This is a genomic window from Desulfosporosinus sp. HMP52 (assembly GCF_000765145.1).
Lineage (GTDB): Bacteria > Bacillota > Desulfitobacteriia > Desulfitobacteriales > Desulfitobacteriaceae > Desulfosporosinus.
This window is the reverse complement of sequence record NZ_JMGA01000067.1, coordinates 14,117-31,353: the sequence shown is the minus strand read 5'-3', so window position 1 is coordinate 31,353 and position 17,237 is coordinate 14,117. Positions and strand designations below refer to the sequence as shown.

15 protein-coding genes are annotated in these 17,237 nt (G+C 42.6%); 2 read left to right on the top strand and 13 right to left on the bottom strand.

The features are described from left to right. Window positions 1-51 precede the first annotated feature (51 nt). Both DP73_RS20710 and DP73_RS20705 read right to left on the bottom strand, forming a co-directional pair. Entirely contained in the window at window positions 52-255 is a 204-nt protein-coding gene (locus DP73_RS20710; RefSeq protein ID WP_034602245.1) for a spore protein, read from the bottom strand. A gap of 58 nt (window positions 256-313) precedes the next feature. Beyond that, a complete protein-coding gene (locus tag DP73_RS20705; RefSeq protein WP_034602243.1) occupies window positions 314-1,408 on the bottom strand; it encodes an XdhC/CoxI family protein in 1,095 nt (364 codons plus the stop codon). Window positions 1,409-1,661: 253 nt separating this feature from the next. Here DP73_RS20705 and DP73_RS20700 point away from each other — a divergent pair, with 253 nt between their 5' ends. Next, complete coding sequence (locus DP73_RS20700) at window positions 1,662-2,684, top strand: molybdopterin-binding protein (protein WP_034602241.1); 1,023 nt, start codon at window positions 1,662-1,664, stop codon at window positions 2,682-2,684. Window positions 2,685-2,802: 118 nt separating this feature from the next. On the opposite strand, the gene DP73_RS20695 is transcribed toward DP73_RS20700, so the two are convergent. From DP73_RS20695 to DP73_RS20670, 6 genes are all read right to left on the bottom strand, one after another. Further along, the gene (locus DP73_RS20695) at window positions 2,803-3,963 is read right to left on the bottom strand and encodes an iron-containing alcohol dehydrogenase (RefSeq protein WP_034602239.1); all 1,161 of its coding nucleotides are present in this window, start codon (window positions 3,961-3,963) and stop codon (window positions 2,803-2,805) included. A gap of 338 nt (window positions 3,964-4,301) precedes the next feature. Beyond that, complete coding sequence (locus tag DP73_RS20690; protein ID WP_034602238.1) at window positions 4,302-6,209, bottom strand: molybdopterin biosynthesis protein; 1,908 nt, start codon at window positions 6,207-6,209, stop codon at window positions 4,302-4,304. 32 nt (window positions 6,210-6,241) lie between these two features. Beyond that, window positions 6,242-7,483, bottom strand: coding sequence for a gephyrin-like molybdotransferase Glp (glp, locus tag DP73_RS20685; RefSeq protein ID WP_034602235.1), 1,242 nt, complete (start codon window positions 7,481-7,483; stop codon window positions 6,242-6,244). A 102-nt stretch (window positions 7,484-7,585) separates the two neighbouring features. Next, window positions 7,586-8,281, bottom strand: coding sequence for a HesA/MoeB/ThiF family protein (locus DP73_RS20680; protein ID WP_034602234.1), 696 nt, complete (start codon window positions 8,279-8,281; stop codon window positions 7,586-7,588). A 2-nt stretch (window positions 8,282-8,283) separates the two neighbouring features. Further along, on the bottom strand, window positions 8,284-8,508 hold the full coding sequence (locus DP73_RS20675) for a MoaD/ThiS family protein (protein ID WP_034602233.1): 225 nt from the start codon (window positions 8,506-8,508) through the stop codon (window positions 8,284-8,286). Window positions 8,509-8,707: 199 nt separating this feature from the next. Continuing rightward, entirely contained in the window at window positions 8,708-10,501 is a 1,794-nt protein-coding gene (locus tag DP73_RS20670; RefSeq protein ID WP_034602232.1) for an aldehyde ferredoxin oxidoreductase family protein, read from the bottom strand. A 425-nt stretch (window positions 10,502-10,926) separates the two neighbouring features. Between DP73_RS20670 and DP73_RS20665 the strand changes: the two genes are divergently transcribed. Then, complete coding sequence (locus tag DP73_RS20665) at window positions 10,927-12,801, top strand: sigma-54-dependent Fis family transcriptional regulator (RefSeq protein ID WP_034602231.1); 1,875 nt, start codon at window positions 10,927-10,929, stop codon at window positions 12,799-12,801. Between the two features lie 254 nt (window positions 12,802-13,055). On the opposite strand, the gene DP73_RS20660 is transcribed toward DP73_RS20665, so the two are convergent. From DP73_RS20660 to DP73_RS20640, 5 genes are all read right to left on the bottom strand, one after another. Further along, window positions 13,056-13,640 (bottom strand): TerD family protein, encoded by a 585-nt coding sequence (locus DP73_RS20660; protein ID WP_128751456.1) that lies wholly within the window; start codon window positions 13,638-13,640, stop codon window positions 13,056-13,058. 157 nt (window positions 13,641-13,797) lie between these two features. Beyond that, window positions 13,798-14,376, bottom strand: a complete 579-nt coding sequence (locus tag DP73_RS20655; protein ID WP_034602227.1) for a TerD family protein — start codon at window positions 14,374-14,376, stop codon at window positions 13,798-13,800. 23 nt (window positions 14,377-14,399) lie between these two features. Further along, window positions 14,400-15,020, bottom strand: a complete 621-nt coding sequence (locus DP73_RS20650) for a TerD family protein (protein ID WP_034602225.1) — start codon at window positions 15,018-15,020, stop codon at window positions 14,400-14,402. A 248-nt stretch (window positions 15,021-15,268) separates the two neighbouring features. After that, the gene (locus DP73_RS20645) at window positions 15,269-16,090 is read right to left on the bottom strand and encodes an HAD hydrolase family protein (RefSeq protein WP_242865812.1); all 822 of its coding nucleotides are present in this window, start codon (window positions 16,088-16,090) and stop codon (window positions 15,269-15,271) included. Window positions 16,091-16,101: 11 nt separating this feature from the next. Continuing rightward, window positions 16,102-17,220: a cysteine protease StiP family protein gene (locus DP73_RS20640; RefSeq protein ID WP_034602224.1), complete on the bottom strand. Its 1,119-nt coding sequence runs from the start codon at window positions 17,218-17,220 to the stop codon at window positions 16,102-16,104. Window positions 17,221-17,237: the final 17 nt, after the last annotated feature.

Genomic DNA, 17,237 nt, shown 5'->3' with positions numbered 1-17,237 from the left:
GTGACGAATCTGGGACATGCTTAATTGTCTGTAGATGGCAACTCCCAGGTCTTAGCTGTTTTTCCCTAATACAAACCCTTTGATGCTTTCTTTGCGCCGCTCATTTTGATCTTCAATGAGATGTTTTTTAGCAGCAGTCAACTCACCGGCGTGCTCTTCTAAGTAGTCTTCAGCTTCTTTCAAATTAGCTACCGTGTTGTCCATATGTTCTTGCAAATGAGCCTTATAGTCCGCTTCGTTATCCGTCTTAGTCACCTTTAATCACTCCCATCACTCATGATGTCCTTGTTAGGATGACCTAAAGGATAAGAAGTTATGTGTCAAGTTCCCTTTGAACTTTGATCAGCTCAGCAAGTATACAGACGGCAATTTCTTCAGGGGTCTCGGCCCCAATTTTTAAGCCTATAGGAGAATACACTTTTTGCAAAGCTTCACTTGCGATACCCTCTGTTTCCAAATCCAAAATTAGGGATTTAACCCTTCTACGACTACCGATCATCCCAATATAAGCGGCAGGTTTATTGATTACTTTCCTTAAACAAACTTTATCATAACGATGCCCCCTGGTAATAATTACAACAAAGGTTTGCGGGCCGATATCAATGCTCTCTAACGCTTGTTCAAAGTCGTTGCAAATTACTCTATCAACCGTACTAAATCGATATGTATTCGCAAAGGATGAACGGTCATCCACCACCGTTACCTCATAGCCAACAATTTTAGCCATGGTTGCCAGAGGGACTGCAATGTGACCGGCCCCAAGAATTAATAATTGAACCACTGTCGATGCCGGCTCTACCAGCAATCGATAGCCTAATTTTGGCGAAGAGCTTTCACATGGTTCAAACTCAGAGCTTAAACATATAATGAAAGGCTGGCATTTACGCCCAGCTATTTTACCTTTCTCAACGGCTATCCTATTTAATTCATTGATCCCCAAATCTCCCAGAAAATTATTATTTTCAATAGAGAGCTTATTTCCTAATAATTCATTATTTTGGGCTTGGATTACCGTCACGAGAATTGGATAGCTTTTACTCTCCAGGGCTGTTAGATAATCCTTATAGAAGTTTATCTTTTCTGCAGAACTCTGAGTGTCCACATACTCGATGAATAATTCCATAATTCCACCGCAGACCATCCCCTCTTCTTGAGCAATATCTGCGGTCATATTTAAACTATATATTTTAGATTCATGAGCAGTTATAACATTAAGAGCCTCGCGCCTGCCTTCTGCTTCGCCACACCCACCTCCAATAGTCCCAACGGTCGACCCATCTGCAAAAACTAACATCTGGGCTCCCGGTTTACGGGGGGTGGATCCTAATACACTTGTTACTGTAATTAAAGCTGCTTCCAATTTAAGTTCAAATGCCTTTTTAAGTCCTAGATTCACTTGTTTATCCATAGCTCGATCTCCCTAGAAACTGCCTTTATGGTTGAAAGGCAGATTAATTAATCATCTTCATACTCAGATTATATCAGTATAACATACTTAAGGCCAATCTTCCTTGCAGGGGACGGGGTGTCTTGAGGGGACGGTCCCCTCAACACAACACCGCTTGACCTCCCACTGAGAATGCGATACCATCATAATGTACAAGTATCATTTCAACCATACAAACGTGAGAATTCACTTATCTAGTATTGGAGGCTATCCCATGGAAAAAATTAAAGTCCGAGATTCTGTTGGTGCAACCCTCATTCATGATATGACTCAAATTATCCCGGGTGTCGTTAAGGGCCCCAGGTTCCGCAAGGGACATGTTATTCGGGAGGAGGATATTCCCGTTCTGCTTAGTATGGGTAAAGAGCATATTTATGTTTGGGATCAAAAGCCTGGCCTCATTCACGAAAACGAGGCTGCAGAGAGACTTGCTCAGGCAGTGGCCGGTTCCGGACTTATCCTTGACGAACCTAAAGAAGGAAAAATCACACTTACCGCTGCCTACGACGGACTGCTTTACTCTTCAGAAGATGGTGTTTTAGCACTGAATACTTTGGAAGGGGTTATTCTCTCTACTCGTCACAACCATTATCCGGTGAAGAAGGATGACAAAATTGCCGGAACTCGAGTTGTTCCTTTAATGATTGAAGAAAAAATAATCCTGGAGGCCGAAGAAACTGTTAAGGCTTTCTCATCTCCCATTCTTGAAGTGCGGCCCCTTAAGCCTTTTAAGGTAGGACTTATCATAACCGGAAGTGAAGTCTTTCATGGGCGAATTAAAGATAAATTTGGCCCCGTTCTAAGTTCTAAAGTTGAAAACTGGGGATCAACAATCCTTGATCAAAAATTTGCCAATGATGATGTAGCCATGATCCAAAGTTGCATCCAAGATCAGTTGGCACTGGGTGCCGAAATGATCTTAGTCAGCGGCGGAATGTCAGTAGATCCTGATGATGTTACTCCCACAGCAATCAAAGAAATGGGGGCCGAACTCGTTACCTATGGAGCCCCGGTATTACCCGGTGCCATGTTTTTGTTAGCCTATATTGGAAATGTTCCTATTATGGGCTTACCCGGGTGCGTTATGTATGCTAAGACTACTGCCTTTGATTTAATTGCACCCCGTATTCTCACCGGGGAAAGGCTGACACGCCATGATATTGTAAAACTTGGAAGTGGCGGACTTTGTCTTGAATGCCCGGTTTGCACCTATCCCCACTGCTCATTTGGTAAATAATTGCGCAACTCCTTGAATCATATTTATTATTAACATTACCCGCTAAAACAAAAAGCTCGCCGGGAGTAATCCACAGCGAGCTTTTCCTTTGCTTATTAACTTACTCTAGAAAATCTAATTACAGAGCATTTTTATAAATTTGAATTACTTGTTCAAGGGTAGCTGTGCGAGGATTAGTAGCTTGACATGCATCTAACTTAGCATTGCCAGCCATCAGTTCAAAGTCTTCTTCTTTAACATTCAGGGCAGACAATCCGGTAGGGATTCCAACATCTTGAGATAAGGTACTGATTGCGCTAAAGCATTTTTCTGCTGCATCTCTTGCAGAAAGCCCTGTAATGTTTTCACCCATTGCTTCAGCAATCTCCCCATAACGCTCCATATTACCAATCATGTTAAAGCGTGAAACATGGGGAAGAAGAATTGCGTTACATACCCCATGAGGCAGATTATAGAATCCTCCTAATTGATGAGCCATTGCATGGACATAGCCGAGGCTGGCATTATTGAAAGCCATACCTGCAAGGAATTGGGCATAAGCCATTTGTTCACGAGCTTCGAAGTCATCACCATTGGCAACTGCGCGGCGCAGGTATTTACTGATTAATTTAAAGGTCATCAGAGCAGCTGAATCTGTAACCGGTGTTGCGGCTGTGGATACATAGGCCTCAACAGCATGAGTCAAGGCGTCCATTCCTGTAGCAGCGGTTAAGCTAGGTGGTTGTTTCATCATTAGTAAAGGATCATTAATCGAGACGTTTGGAGTAACATGCCAGTCAACAATGGCCATTTTTATATGTCGAGCAACATCTGTGATAATACAGAATCTTGTCATCTCTGCAGCTGTACCTGCGGTAGTGTTGATAGCGATCATTGGAGCCATCGGTTTCGGGGATTGATCAACGCCCTCATAGTCGTTAATTCTTCCACCATTACCTGCAACCAGTCCGATTCCTTTGGCACAATCATGGGCAGATCCTCCACCTACGGAAACAATTAGATCACATTCTTCTTTATTGAAAATGTCTAATCCATCATGTACGTTTTTATCCGTTGGATTTGGTTCTGCACCTCCATATATAGTAACTTTAAGGCCTTCTTTTGCAATGATGTCAGCAATTTCTTGAGCCATACCAATTTTTTCGAGATAAGCATCGGTTACCAATAGCACACTTTTTCCGCCCAACAATTTTGCTTGTTTACCGGTTTCTTGAGCTGCTCCTGCACCCATAAGGTTAACTGTTGGCATAAAATACCCGTACACTTGATAATTTGACATATTCGTTTCCTCCTATTCATTCTTCCGAGTTTCTCTGAAATATGTTTATCGTTTATTGTTGAGTTTATATTGCAAGACTCATGCCAAAAGTCTGAAATGTTTGATTTATCAATACCAACAGCCTGCTTGTAGGCTATATTCTTTATTTTTTAAATAATTCAAAGACTCATTATAATTTTAATTAATTATTTATTGCTCTAGTTTGGGACACTTTTTTTGGGCAGAGCACCATATTTGAACACTTAATTCTTAGATATTCACCGGTTAAATAAAAAAACGACAAACACTAAAAGCATTTGTCGTACTAAAATATAAATTTACATACAGCAAACTAACTGTTAAATGTAAAAAACTCCTGTCTCTCTTACATCATATCCGCCTAAGGCCAACACTTCGTCTTGGAATTCTTTGCTTTGAATCACGGAAATCATGGCCTTCATGCGCGGTTCCTCAAGATACTCACGAGGAATTGCCAAGTCATACCGTTCTTCTCCAACGAAAATATAGTCTAAACCTAAGGCTTCCGCGGCGCTTTGAATACCCAGGCCCACATCTGCGGCACCCGAGGCTACAGCGATAGCAACGGCTAAATGGGTAAATTCTTCTCGCTCGTACCCTATAATTTGGTCCTTACTTAGCCCTTGCTGCTGGAGCAAGTAGTCAAACAACACTCGAGTTCCGGATCCCCCCTGGCGATTAACAAATCGAACACCGGGCTTAGTAAAATCCGCCAGGGTCTTGATATTTAGAGGGTTTCCTTTAGGTACGATAAGCACTTGAGTCCTATAAACTAAGTTCATCAAAGCCATATCTCTTCCCGGCAAGAAACGTTTTAAGTATGCATGATTATACTCCCCCGTCTCAGGATCGAGTAAGTGGATACCTGCAAAATGAGCTTCCTCTTTGCGCAAGGACAGGATTCCGGCCAGACTCCCTACATGTGCCGATGCAATCCCTCCGAAGCCGCCTCTGGCTTTCATATGGCTGCTTAAAACGTCTAGGGTAAGATCATGGGATCCAATGCAAACAAGGGTTTCTTCTAACTCTGAAACCGGACGCAGCAACTCAATAGGAACTGTTTCACCCTCATGAAAGCCTTCTTGTAAGCGTGGTACTCGCAAAATCCCATCAGCTCGTACTAGGCTCATGGTCACACCCGCTCCTCTGCTTAAAGGGGCGGCAACCCAACGCTCTCCGACTTTCCCAACTTTGACTCGAACGAACTCTTCGCTCCCTAATGAAGAAAATACTTTTTTACTGATCACAGCATCCAGACTAGTCTGAGAATCTTTACTTAAGCCTTGATAATGCTTCACCCATGGTTCTAAGAATAAGTGAGCGGTCAGATAAGCGGAAACTGGATATCCCGGGATTCCAATGGTTGGCTTATCTTGAACTTCACCTAAGACCACTGGCTTTCCCGGTTTAATAGCTACTCCATGGAGATAAAGATTCCCATGCTTACTAACTAAACTCGATGTATAGTCATCCCGCCCTTGGGATGATCCGGCAATGATGATTAAAACATCTTGTGATGCTGCCATTTCTAAAATTGCTGCTTCCAGCAATTCCGGTTTGTCCGGAGTAATCGGCCATATGGTTGCTGATCCGCCCCATTCTTCAACAAGGGAAGCCAGCACTGTAGAATTACTGTCGACAATATCCCCTACCTGAAGATTTGCCTCCACGGGACGTATTTCATCCCCTGTTGGTAAAATGCCAACTCGGGGTTTACGTCGTACTTCCACCTCTAGCACTCCCGCCGCCAGTAATGCCCCTTGATCTTGAGGCCTAATGCGGTGGTGAATGGGCAAAAGCACCTCCCCTTCAACCATGTCTTCTCCTACAGGTCGGACATGATTCCAAGGTACAATAGGAGCTTGGAGCAGAATTCCTTGCTCACCCAATTCCAAAACATCTTCCAGCATGACGACGGCATCCATTCCCTCCGGAAGCGGGTCTCCTGTATCTACTTGAATGGCTTGAACTCCAAGCTTTAACCAACGGGGCTCTCTCTCAGAGATTCCATGAGTATCCCTAGCCCTAAGAGCATAACCATCCATGGCTGAAGCCGCAAAATGAGGCGAACTCTTTTTAGCCCGAACAATTGCTCCTGTAATTCTATGCAATGCTGAACGTACATCGATAAATTCGTTTTTGGGAATACATCGCTCTCCAAGCTTGTCCATCATCAGCTTAAGTCCATCCTGCCAAGCTGTATTTTCAAGATATATTTGGCGTTCCACGTTATTAAGCCTCCCCTTATAGCAGATATTTTTTAACGCAAAAGCCGGAAAGAAACCTCTTTCCCTGCTTCGATACCTTCTGTGTCTAACCCTATATGTACTATGGCATCAGCTAACACCATCGTCCGAATTAACCCCGATTTTCCGCGAACCGGCTCAACTTGCCAACCTTCGGTATGGGGTACCAACTTAACTCTTACAAACTCTTCACGTCCGCTTCCCGAATATAGGTTTTGGGATAACACACCTTGGGGCAGAGGATCGACTTGTGGATTTATGGCTGATCCGTCTATCCAAGGACGAACCAGTGCATCAAAAACTACCATTGCTGAGGCGGGGTGCCCGGGAAGTCCGAAAATTAATTTCCCATCTACTACACCACCAATTGTTGGCTTGCCCGGCCTTAAGGCCAAGCCATGGAAAAGCAGTCCCGGCTCTCCTAATTCGCTGATAAGTTGAGCGGATAAATCTCGCAGCCCAACGGAACTCCCTCCGGAGAGCAAAACAATATCATTTTCCTTCAACATCTGCGCCAGTACCGAACGGAGTTCTTCGAGATTATCTTTGACAATGCCATAATGGCGAGCATCCGCACCACTTGCTAAGGCCTGCCCGAGCAAAGTGTAGCCGTTAATATCTCTTGATTGACCGGGAAGAGGTTTTTGTTCCGGAGGAATAATTTCATCCCCCGTGGAAAGGATTCCAACCTGAAACCGGGGAAGCACAGGAACATTGTTCATCCCCAGAGACGCTAAAAGCCCCATCTCCTGAGCTCTTATTCTTGTGAACCTTGATAACAAGACTTCCCCTTCAGCAAAATCTTCCCCAATCTCAATAAGATTCTCCCCCGGGGCAACAGCTTTTGTCACACCATAAAGTGTTTCCCCAAAATGTTCAAGTCGTTCAACCATAACCACAGAATCTGCTCCCTCAGGCAGCATCCCCCCCGTGGGTATTAATATCCCTTCTCCTTTTCCTAAAGATTTCGTAGGAGCCTCACCCATCCTTATCTCCCCAAGACACTCCAGCAAAGCCGGCATACTTTCGCTGGCTCCAAAAGTATCTGCCGCCCTTACAGCCATCCCGTCCATCGTTGATTTACGGAAATTAGGCACAGCGCAAGTCGCCGGAATATCCATAGTAAGAATACGCCCCAAAGATTCCTTTAAGGGTATCTGCTCCACCCGCTCATAAAAGGAAAGAATATATGGCCTTAAGGAGTCGATCGCTTCAGACAATGTATGAACTTTAAATAATTCACTACTACTTCCCATGCTCTAATTACACCTTTCAGCGACTTATTTTCGTTTTTTTCTGGTTTTTCTGGTTTCTGAATTATCTTTAATGTGTTGGTGATTAATCTTCAATACATTTATTTAAGGCTCAATACTAGGCAATTCAAAACGCTCAAATTCCATAGTTAATAAATCCACCTGTAGCCAAGCCCGACGCAAAGCCGGTATACTACCAATCAATAGTTTTACCCCTTCTGCAACACTCAGGCTTGCTAAGACGGCAGGCGTAAAAGCCGGATTCCCCCATTTACTCTCTACTCCCCGTTCCCCATGGCCGTATAAGCGCAAAACGCTAAAATCACCGGGTAAACTCACTCCAATTTGACCATACCATCCGGCAATACTGGCAAAAACCAAAGGTAGCTTAAGCTGATGACAAACCCGTTCTAATACAACTCTTGTGGCTAGAGAGTCAAGAGCATCAAAAACCAAGTCGACTTCGTTAAAGAAATCTGTTCCTCTCTCCTCTTCAAACCACTCTTTAATAATATCAACTTTAACTTCAGAATTTACCTTCTGCAATCTATCCCGGGCAGCCTCAACCTTCCACAGCCCAATAGATTCTTCCGTCGCCATAATCTGCCGATTAAGATTGCTGACTTCCAAACGGTCTCCATCTATCAGCACTAATCGTCTGACCCCGATTCGGGCAAGTTCCTCAGCTATATAACCGCCAAGTCCCCCACACCCTACTATTGCCACTGAGGAAGCTAGCAGTTTGTTCTGATCCTGATCCGTCAAAGTTTCTTGATTACGTACATAACGACCTTCCAGCATGTTTAGCCCCCTCCAACAGGTGGAAAAAGAGCAATAGTATCTCCATCGTTTAGAAAGTGCTGGGCATTTACATCTCGTCCATTAACAAGACAAATAGCTACTTCATCAGGTTTAATGTTTAACGGTTCGAGAATATTTAAGACGTTGCTTCCTTGCGGAAGTTCACGCTCTTCAACCTTAAAACGGCCATCTCGAAATGTGGCAAATAGTTTAACCGTTACACGCACTCTAACTACCCCCCCGTAATAGTAATGGTTTAATTATTAGGGATTCCTAGACTATTATACCATGGTACTAGAAGGGGAGACCCTTAAATAGAGTCCCCCCTTTAATATTTTGTTTATTAATAAACATTTTATCAAGTATTCTTTAAAATTCAATATCTGAATTTTAGACTATACGCTCTGAATGTCCAACTGTATTGGATTACATTCCTAGTTTTGTCAGGCACTCAGGGGTAGGCACACCCGCTTCGTCCCAACCACGCTCAGCGTAGTACTTAGGCAGAAGCTCTGCCAATTTGAGGGTTTGGCCTTTGGAAGGACCATCTACAATTGGGTCTTGGATTAAACGTTTCGGGAGGGTGTCCTCAGCAGCAGAGTATCCGACGCGCAAATTATGCAAGCGTTCATTATTCCAAATTCGTTCTCCACAGGCTAAGAGTTCTTCATCTGTATAATTGGCACCTGTCACTGCGTTTACTAGGGCAGCATAATCCGAAAGACCTAAGGCAAAGGAGGAGAATAAACATAGTCCCAGGGAGTCAATGACAGCTGTAAGGTCTTGGAATATCTTAACCCAAGTTGCTTTTCCCTCTAACGAAGTACGGTCAAGCTTCTCTGGTAATCCTAAGATTTCCGGAGAAATCATATACCCACGAACATGACAGCCTCCACGATTACTGGTAGCAAATTGAAGTCCCTGACCTTGTACTCCCCGTGGATCATAGGCTGGAATTTCTAACTTTTTCACAGTCATGGACAGTTCAGGAGCACCATAGCTTTCAGCGAAACGATAAGAACCTAAAGCCATTTTAGCTCCTAAGCCTTCGGCATAGCCAATTTTGCGAACCCACTCAACCATTCCCGCAGCATTGCCGAACTCAAGTGGTGTACCATCGAGTTCTTCAGGCTTAATATAGCCTCTCTGCACTAATTCCATACCGGCAGCAATTGTAGCACCAACAGAAATTGTGTCTAACCCTAATTTGTTACACAAATCATTGGCCTTATGAATTGCATCAAAGTCGTGAATACCTGAGTTCGAACCAAATACCCAAACTGTTTCGTACTCCGGACCGGCACCTTCGCCGCCCTCCCATTTGCTATAACGTCCACAAGCAATGGGACAGCGATAGCAAGGGTCTTTTTTAATCAGATGATTTGCAGTCATGGTTTCACCACTGATTAAATCCGCCTCAGCATCATAGGATTCCTGGAAGTTCTTAACCGGATAAATACCACTTTCATTGATAATATTGACCAGAACCGCCGTTCCGTAAGTGGGAAGTCCTTGACCTGTTACACCATTTTCTCTAAGTTTGCCTAAGGCTGAGCTTAAGACAGTTTTCATGACATCCGGATTGGCATTTTCTACTTTACCGGTTCCACGAACCAAAATTGCCTTAACATTTTTGGAACCCATGACAGCGCCAACGCCACTGCGTCCTGCAGCTCTGTAAAGATCGTTCATGACAGCAGATATTAATGAAAGGTTCTCACCGGCAGGACCTATGGATAAGACTTTAACCTTGTCATCTCCAAATTCCTTTTTTAAGGTATCAGTTGTGGCATAGACATCTTTGCCCCAAACGTGAGCTGCATCCTTAATCTCTACTACATCATCATGAATGCTTAGATAAACGGGACGGTCAGCCTTGCCTTCTAAGATGACCATATCATAACCCGCAAATTTCATGTGAGCGCCCCATTGTCCTCCTGAGTTTGAAGAGGCCACTACGCCATTTAAAGGAGACTTTGTCACTACTACATAACGACCTGAAGTTGGAGCATTCGTTCCTGTAAGAGCACCGGCAGCAATAAATATCTTGTTCTCAGGAGAAAGGGCATCAACATCTGAAGCTACCTCATCTGTAAACATTTTCCCGGCAAGACCACGTCCGCTTAAATACTTCTTTGCAAGTTCCATGTTTAACGGTTCAGTACTGATTTTTCCTTCCGTGAGATTAACACGTAATATTTTTCCGATATACCCACCCATGAATCTTCCTCCTCGTAAATTTTATTCTTCTTCGTTACATCCCCAGATGGTTGAATCTAATAAACTACCCGTCCATTATGGGATCTTAATCATAATTATATAGCAATTAATGTGCCATATGTTAAAAACTTTTAAATAAAAACAAATATTCTAATACATTGAATTAAATCAATTAAAAACTAACTATATTAAACTAAACCAAACTAAATCAAACAAAATATAATCGATATAAAATGACACAAATTTTACTTAAAACTTCAGTTATTACTATTTGCTCCGTATCCGTGCATTTTGTGTGTAATTTATGTTCCATAATTGAACACTTGTTGAAAGTTATATTCTGTAATCTTGTTGTTTGATTAAAATAGATATGTTATTCTGTCAATTGTAAGGACAATATTCTGAGAGTGGGAGGCAACAGAGTCATGGATAATCAGTGGAAGCGTTTTATTAAAGGCGAAAGTGTTGAGTCGGAAGTAACTCCTACCATTTATCGATCTTGGCAGAGAAGCTTAGAGTATCATGTAGATCATACTCTAGTTTCTAACCAGGACATTCTGACAACATCCCGCCTCAGCGAGCGCCGTGACTCTCAAGAATCCTTAATCCGAGCAAGTGAGCCTGTTTTGCCATATATTTTCAACTTATTAGGAAGCAATAATTATACTGTTTTGTTGGGTGATAATGACGGCTACATTATCGAAGCCGTTGGAGACACGCACTTTATGAGTAAGGCTCAAAAAGTAAATTTAAGTCCCGGAGCCAGCTGGCGTGAAGAAATTCGAGGGACTAATGCCATCGGAACAGCCTTACGAGACAATTCTCCCATATCGGTTTTTGGATGGGAGCACTTCGTTCACGATAATCACTTTTTGGCCTGTTGGGCCGCCCCAATCCAAAACAGTCAGGGTATCCCCCTTGGAGTTTTAGATATAAGCGGCGAAGCTAATCCGGATCGTCAAAAGATATTGAACATCGCTATGATGGGCGCAAGTATGATCGAGAAAAACATAAGACTTTTTGAGTTGGAAAACCAATTGAAGTTTTACCAAGAAGGATCAAAGCTAGCTTCTTCGTTGTTACAACAAGGATTTCTGGCCATTGACCAAAACGGCATCATAACTAACATCAATGCTTACGGAGCGGGATTGCTTGGCCGCAGACAAGAAGAAATCATAGGGCAACACGCAGGAGATGTTTTTAGCACTCCAAAAGGATGGATGTTAAACGGACACTCATTGAATCTGCATTTAAAAGATCGCTCAGGTAAAGAAATTACCTCTCACCTAAATCAAGTTGTCAATAATTCCGGTAAAACATTAGGAGCCGTAGGGACTCTAAACATCTCCAAAGAAACTTTCTTATCTAATACAATGTGGATCGGGAATAGCGTTCTATCGCAACGTATGCTGGCACGAGTTTCTAAAATCGCTTCAACCCGCTCTTCTGTTCTTATTAATGGTGAGAGCGGAACCGGTAAGGAAATAATTTCTCGTACAATCCATCAACTCAGCTCTCGAAGCGAAGGACCCTTTGTCGCCTTGAATTGCGCTTCACTTCCTGCCACACTTATAGAAAGTGAATTGTTCGGTTATGTTGATGGTGCTTTCACGGGAGCACGCCGTGGTGGAAAACCAGGTAAATTTGAGTTAGCTAATAATGGAACTATATTTCTTGATGAAATTGGAGATATGCCCTTAAATGTTCAAGTAGCACTCCTTCGAGTGCTTCAAGAAAAAGAAGTTTCTCGGATTGGGGATACAAAAGCTTTAAAAATAGATGTTCGTGTCATCGCTGCTACACATAAGGATCTCTCCGCCCTAGTAACCGAGGAAAAATTTCGCTTAGATTTATACTATCGCCTTAAAGTCATTACTTTAGAATTACCTCCCCTCCGGGAACGTATAGAGGATATTCCCGACTTAGTTCGCTATTTTATTGACAAAACATGTAATTCCCTGGAACTCCCGCTGTTGGGAATCCAAGAAGAAGTCTTTTCATATCTATCCTCCCATTCCTGGCCTGGTAATGTCCGAGAATTAGAGAACTGTATCGAAAGCATGGTTGCTTTAGCAGACGGTCCCGTTCTAACCGTTGAAGATTTGCCGGATGAAATTCGACAGTCCGTGACAACAAAATCAGTAACCAAAGCCGAACCGCTGCTTAACCAACAAACTAAACAGGCTATTCTTTACGCCCTTAACCAAACTAACGGGAAGATTGCCCCGGCAGCTAAGCTCCTTGGCATCGGGAGAAATACTCTCTATCGGAAGATGAAGGATCTGGCTATTCAGGTTTAAAGCTATCTATCCTTTACTGTTTGCTTGAATTCAAACAGCTGAAATATTCACATTTGCACTCTTTTACGCATAAAGAAAACCCGGCTTGCGCCGAGCCTCCGGCGAGAGCGGAAGCCGGGTTTTCTTTATGCTTAGACGAAGACACTGTCTTCGCACGTATTAAACCTTCGTGCAGTATATAACGCAAGTTTATACTTTCTGGTAGTATAATAAAAAGCGCCCCAAATATTAGGACGCCTCTTTATGACGATTATCTAATTTACATCTAATCCATAGTTTGTGCAAAGAGCAGCCAGTCCTCCTGAGAAGCCACTGCCCACAGCATTAAACTTCCATTCTCCTTGGTGACGATATAGTTCGCAAACTACGAGTGCTGTTTCGACGGAAAAATCTTCTCCCAAATCGTAGCGCATAACTTCTTGTCCATTGGTTTCATTGACAACCCGTACAAAGGAATTAGATACTTGGCCAAAGTTCTGCGACCTTTGAACTGCGTCATGAATTGTAACGGTAAAGGCAATTTTTTCGACATGGGCAGGCACAAGAGCTAAATCAACTTTGATTTGTTCATCATCACCGTCACCTGCTCCGGTAAGGTTATCACCGGTATGTTTTACTGAACCATTACCTCCAACCAGGTTATTGTAATATATAAAGTCCTCAATTCCTCCGGCTCGACCATTTTTGTCAAGCAAGAATACGGAAGCATCCAGGTCAAAATCCGACCCACCGGAATACTTATTGGTATCCCAGCCTAATCCGACAATGATCTTGGTTAGCCCTGGGTTTCCCTTGGTTAAGTCAATCTTTTGTCCTTTTTGCAGACTGATCCCCACAATGAAACACCGCCTTATTCTTATTAAGCTTCTCTACTGATAGTTATAGTGATAGGTACACCCACTTACAGGTAGGTGTACCTATTTAATTATAAATGAAATTGCAAGTTAAGTAACCTATCCTATCCAAACTCCGGCTACTGCCTTTTGACCACTGGAATTAGACGTCTAAACCAAAATCCTTGCACAGTCCGGCTAATCCATTTTGATAACCACTGCCGATAGCATTGAACTTCCATTCCGCATTATTGCGATAAAGCTCGCCAACTACAACAGCTGTTTCAATTGAAAAATCTTCGCCCAGGTCGTAGCGAATTAACTCTTCCCCTGAAGCTTCGTTGAGGACACGTACATAAGCATTAGAAACTTGTCCAAAGTTCTGATTCCGTTCTTGAGCCTCATGAATTGTAATCGTGAAAGTGATCTTGGATACATTACTGGAAACAATGGCTAAATCAACCTTGATTTGCTCATCATCACCATCGCCGGCACCGGAACGATTGTCACCGGTGTGGGTGACTGAACCATCGGGACTTTTTGGATTATTAAAGAAGACAAAGTTTTTTTCGTCAGTAACTTTTCCGTCAGCACTAAGCATAAAGACTGAAGAATCTAAGTCAAAATCTTTTCCGCCATCATACTTGTTAACATCCCAGCCCAGACCAATAATAATTTTTGTAAGTCCGGGATTTGTTTTGGTAAGATCCACCTTTTGACCTTTTTGTAAACTAATTGCCATAGCATTATCCCCCTTTAATAATTTTACTGATAGCGACGGATGAGTTCACTTAAGGATGCATCATTGGTACCTTCGCCGATTGCTGCGAATTTCCATTCGTTGTTGTGGCGATATACTTCTGCGACCACTAAGCTTGTTTTACCGGCATAGCTTTCGGTTAAGTTATAACGACAAAACTCTTGTCCGTTAACAGGATTAACAACCCTAATAAATGCATTGGCAATTAAGCCAAAGTCTTGTTTGCGTTTTATGCAATCATATATATTGACGACGAAAACAATCTTATCGACGGAACCTGGCACACTGCTTAGCTCCACATGTATTTGTTCATCGTCTCCATCGCCAGCTCCTGTTAGGTTATCTCCACTATGCTTTACACTCTTGTCTCCACTTTGCAGGTTGCCAAAGTAGACCAGTCGATCTTTCGAAGTCAGCTTTCCTTGGCCGTCGAGAAGAATTGCAGATGCATCGCAGTCAATTGCTGACCCTCCACCGCCTCCGCCGCCAAATAGGCCGCCGAGAATTCCACCACCGGATTTTGGTTTGGATACTTCATCCCATCCTAAGCCAACCATGATTTTAGTTAAGCCGGGGTTACCTTTAGTTAAATCAATCTTTTGACCTTTTTGCAAATTAATTCCCACTGTGAATCCCCCTTTTTAGATACCACCCATTTTAATCCTATTTATCACTGTTATCTTTTCGCCACTTCTCGATTTTTTTCCTTTTTTTACGCCTTGACAAGCTGAGATAAAAGGATACTTGTATCTTATCACAGGAAAGCTTTGGAGAAAAATCCAAATTGTAATGTTCACATAAGTTTCACAACTGCCTAGCAATGTTCTCCGCAAACCAATGTTTTCCATTATATATTTCACATATTGTGGTGATTTTATACCACCAAATCCTTAGACCTGAAATCGGCAACATAATCTAAGATTTCTTCTCCTGCTTTAATCCCATGTTGCCTGGTAAAGTGGATTCTCTCCAAATCCAAAAGGTTTTGCAGTCTAAGGGAATGTAGTTCCCCATGAGCGGGAGCAACGGCGAAGTCCGCAGTATTAAGCATATCCAAATCCAGCAAGGAATCTCCCGCCGCTATGCTGAAGTCAATACCTTTCTTCCCTTTGATATATTGAACCGCTGTTTTCTTATTAACACTTTTAGGGACTAAATAGAGCTTCCTGCCTTGAATAGACAACTCCCAATTATTTTCCTTGGCCCATAGTTTAAACGCTGCTAACTCTACGACGGGAATCTTATCACGTTCTACTACACAGTAATAAAATAAATCGTCGGCCATTTTGCCGGAGTCAGGATGTACCCAGGAAGGATGTCTGATCTCATTAAACCTTTGGATAAGATCTTCAGCCTCCAGACAATTCTTACAACCGGCAGAGACCTCCCGACTCCACTCCTGATCTTCAATGCCTTTATGAAAGATTGTCCCTCCATTGCTGGTCACTGCATAGTCAAAGAAGATATCATATTCAGCGAAGTTTATCCGCTGATATTGAATTTTTGTACGTGTAGTTACCGGCACGAAAAGCAATTCTCTCGATAGTTGCTTCAGTTTACTTATTGAATATGTAGTCATATAGGAAATATATCGATTCTCAAACCATTCAACGGGGAGAATAGCTTCTTGTAGATTTTCATTCATAAAGGAGCGCTGTGAGTAAATTAAAGTTTGATCCAAATCGCTGGCAAACATTATTTTTTTCCTCATGATATTTGTTTCACTATTCCGCAACAAGAATAAGTCAGATTGGGGTACTCCTCAATTGGAACTCCTTTATCCTGACATAGCAGCATAATATGTTTCAAGTTATTATTCTCAATACTATCCACTAGAACCCTTTCCGGCAATCGTCTTAAGAGAACTCTCGTCGTTTCTCCAATACCCGGCTTAATGAAATTGATATCCTTGATTCCATACCTTTCCTGTATCCTCTTTAAAGATTTTAGCCCTTGCCAAGAAACCTCAGACTCATTGGGGGTATTAAGAAGTCCCAAATTTTCCGGAGAAAGGTGGGCAAATTCCTTGGAAATGGTATCAATAAACAAATTGGAGACTTCTACTTTGAGAAGTTCTTCATAAAATCTGGCCCCATGAAATTCCTTGTCTCTGATAAGATCTTGGCGAAAGACAGTTCGGCTAACCAATCCAGACACTGTTGAGTTCAAACAAGCACTAGGAATCAAAAAGTCTTCTCTGGTACCAAAGGTTTTTACACAGTGCCCAGGATCGGCAAGGACTGCTAAGTCATCATCTAGTTCCCAGTTATATTTTGCATTAAACTCCAGGCATGCTTGATTTAAGACCTGAGTTATAGCCCCCTTGCCTGTCCACCCATCAATAAATTGGATCTTCGCGGGTGAGTGATTCTGAAGTATATACAGCAGGGCATTTTCATCGATTCCTCTGCCACGAATAATAGAAATACTATAATGAGGTAAATCTAAGTCATGCTTTGCCAACAAGTAGCGTTTAATCAAAATCCCTATAGGAGTTCCTGCCCGAGCCAAAGAAACAAGCACCATTTTAGATCCGTTTTTCTGTAAAATCTGCTCAGCTACAATTCCTACAGCCTTCGCGACTTTCCTTGCACTCTCTTGAAGAGTCAGGTGAAAAAGATCCAGGTACTCTTTGGTTGGTTCATACTCTATCGGGAGCATTTCTGAATAATGACCGCCGGACTGGATCTTTTGCTCCCTGGTTTCCAGATCTGTCTCAGCCATTAACCCATTAAGGTTTTTGAGTAGAAAAACAACATCCTTCGGGCTATAGCATCCCATTGGGGCTGGATCAGGAATTTGATGAGTGAAGAGTTTTTCATTCACCTACGGTCACCTCTTTT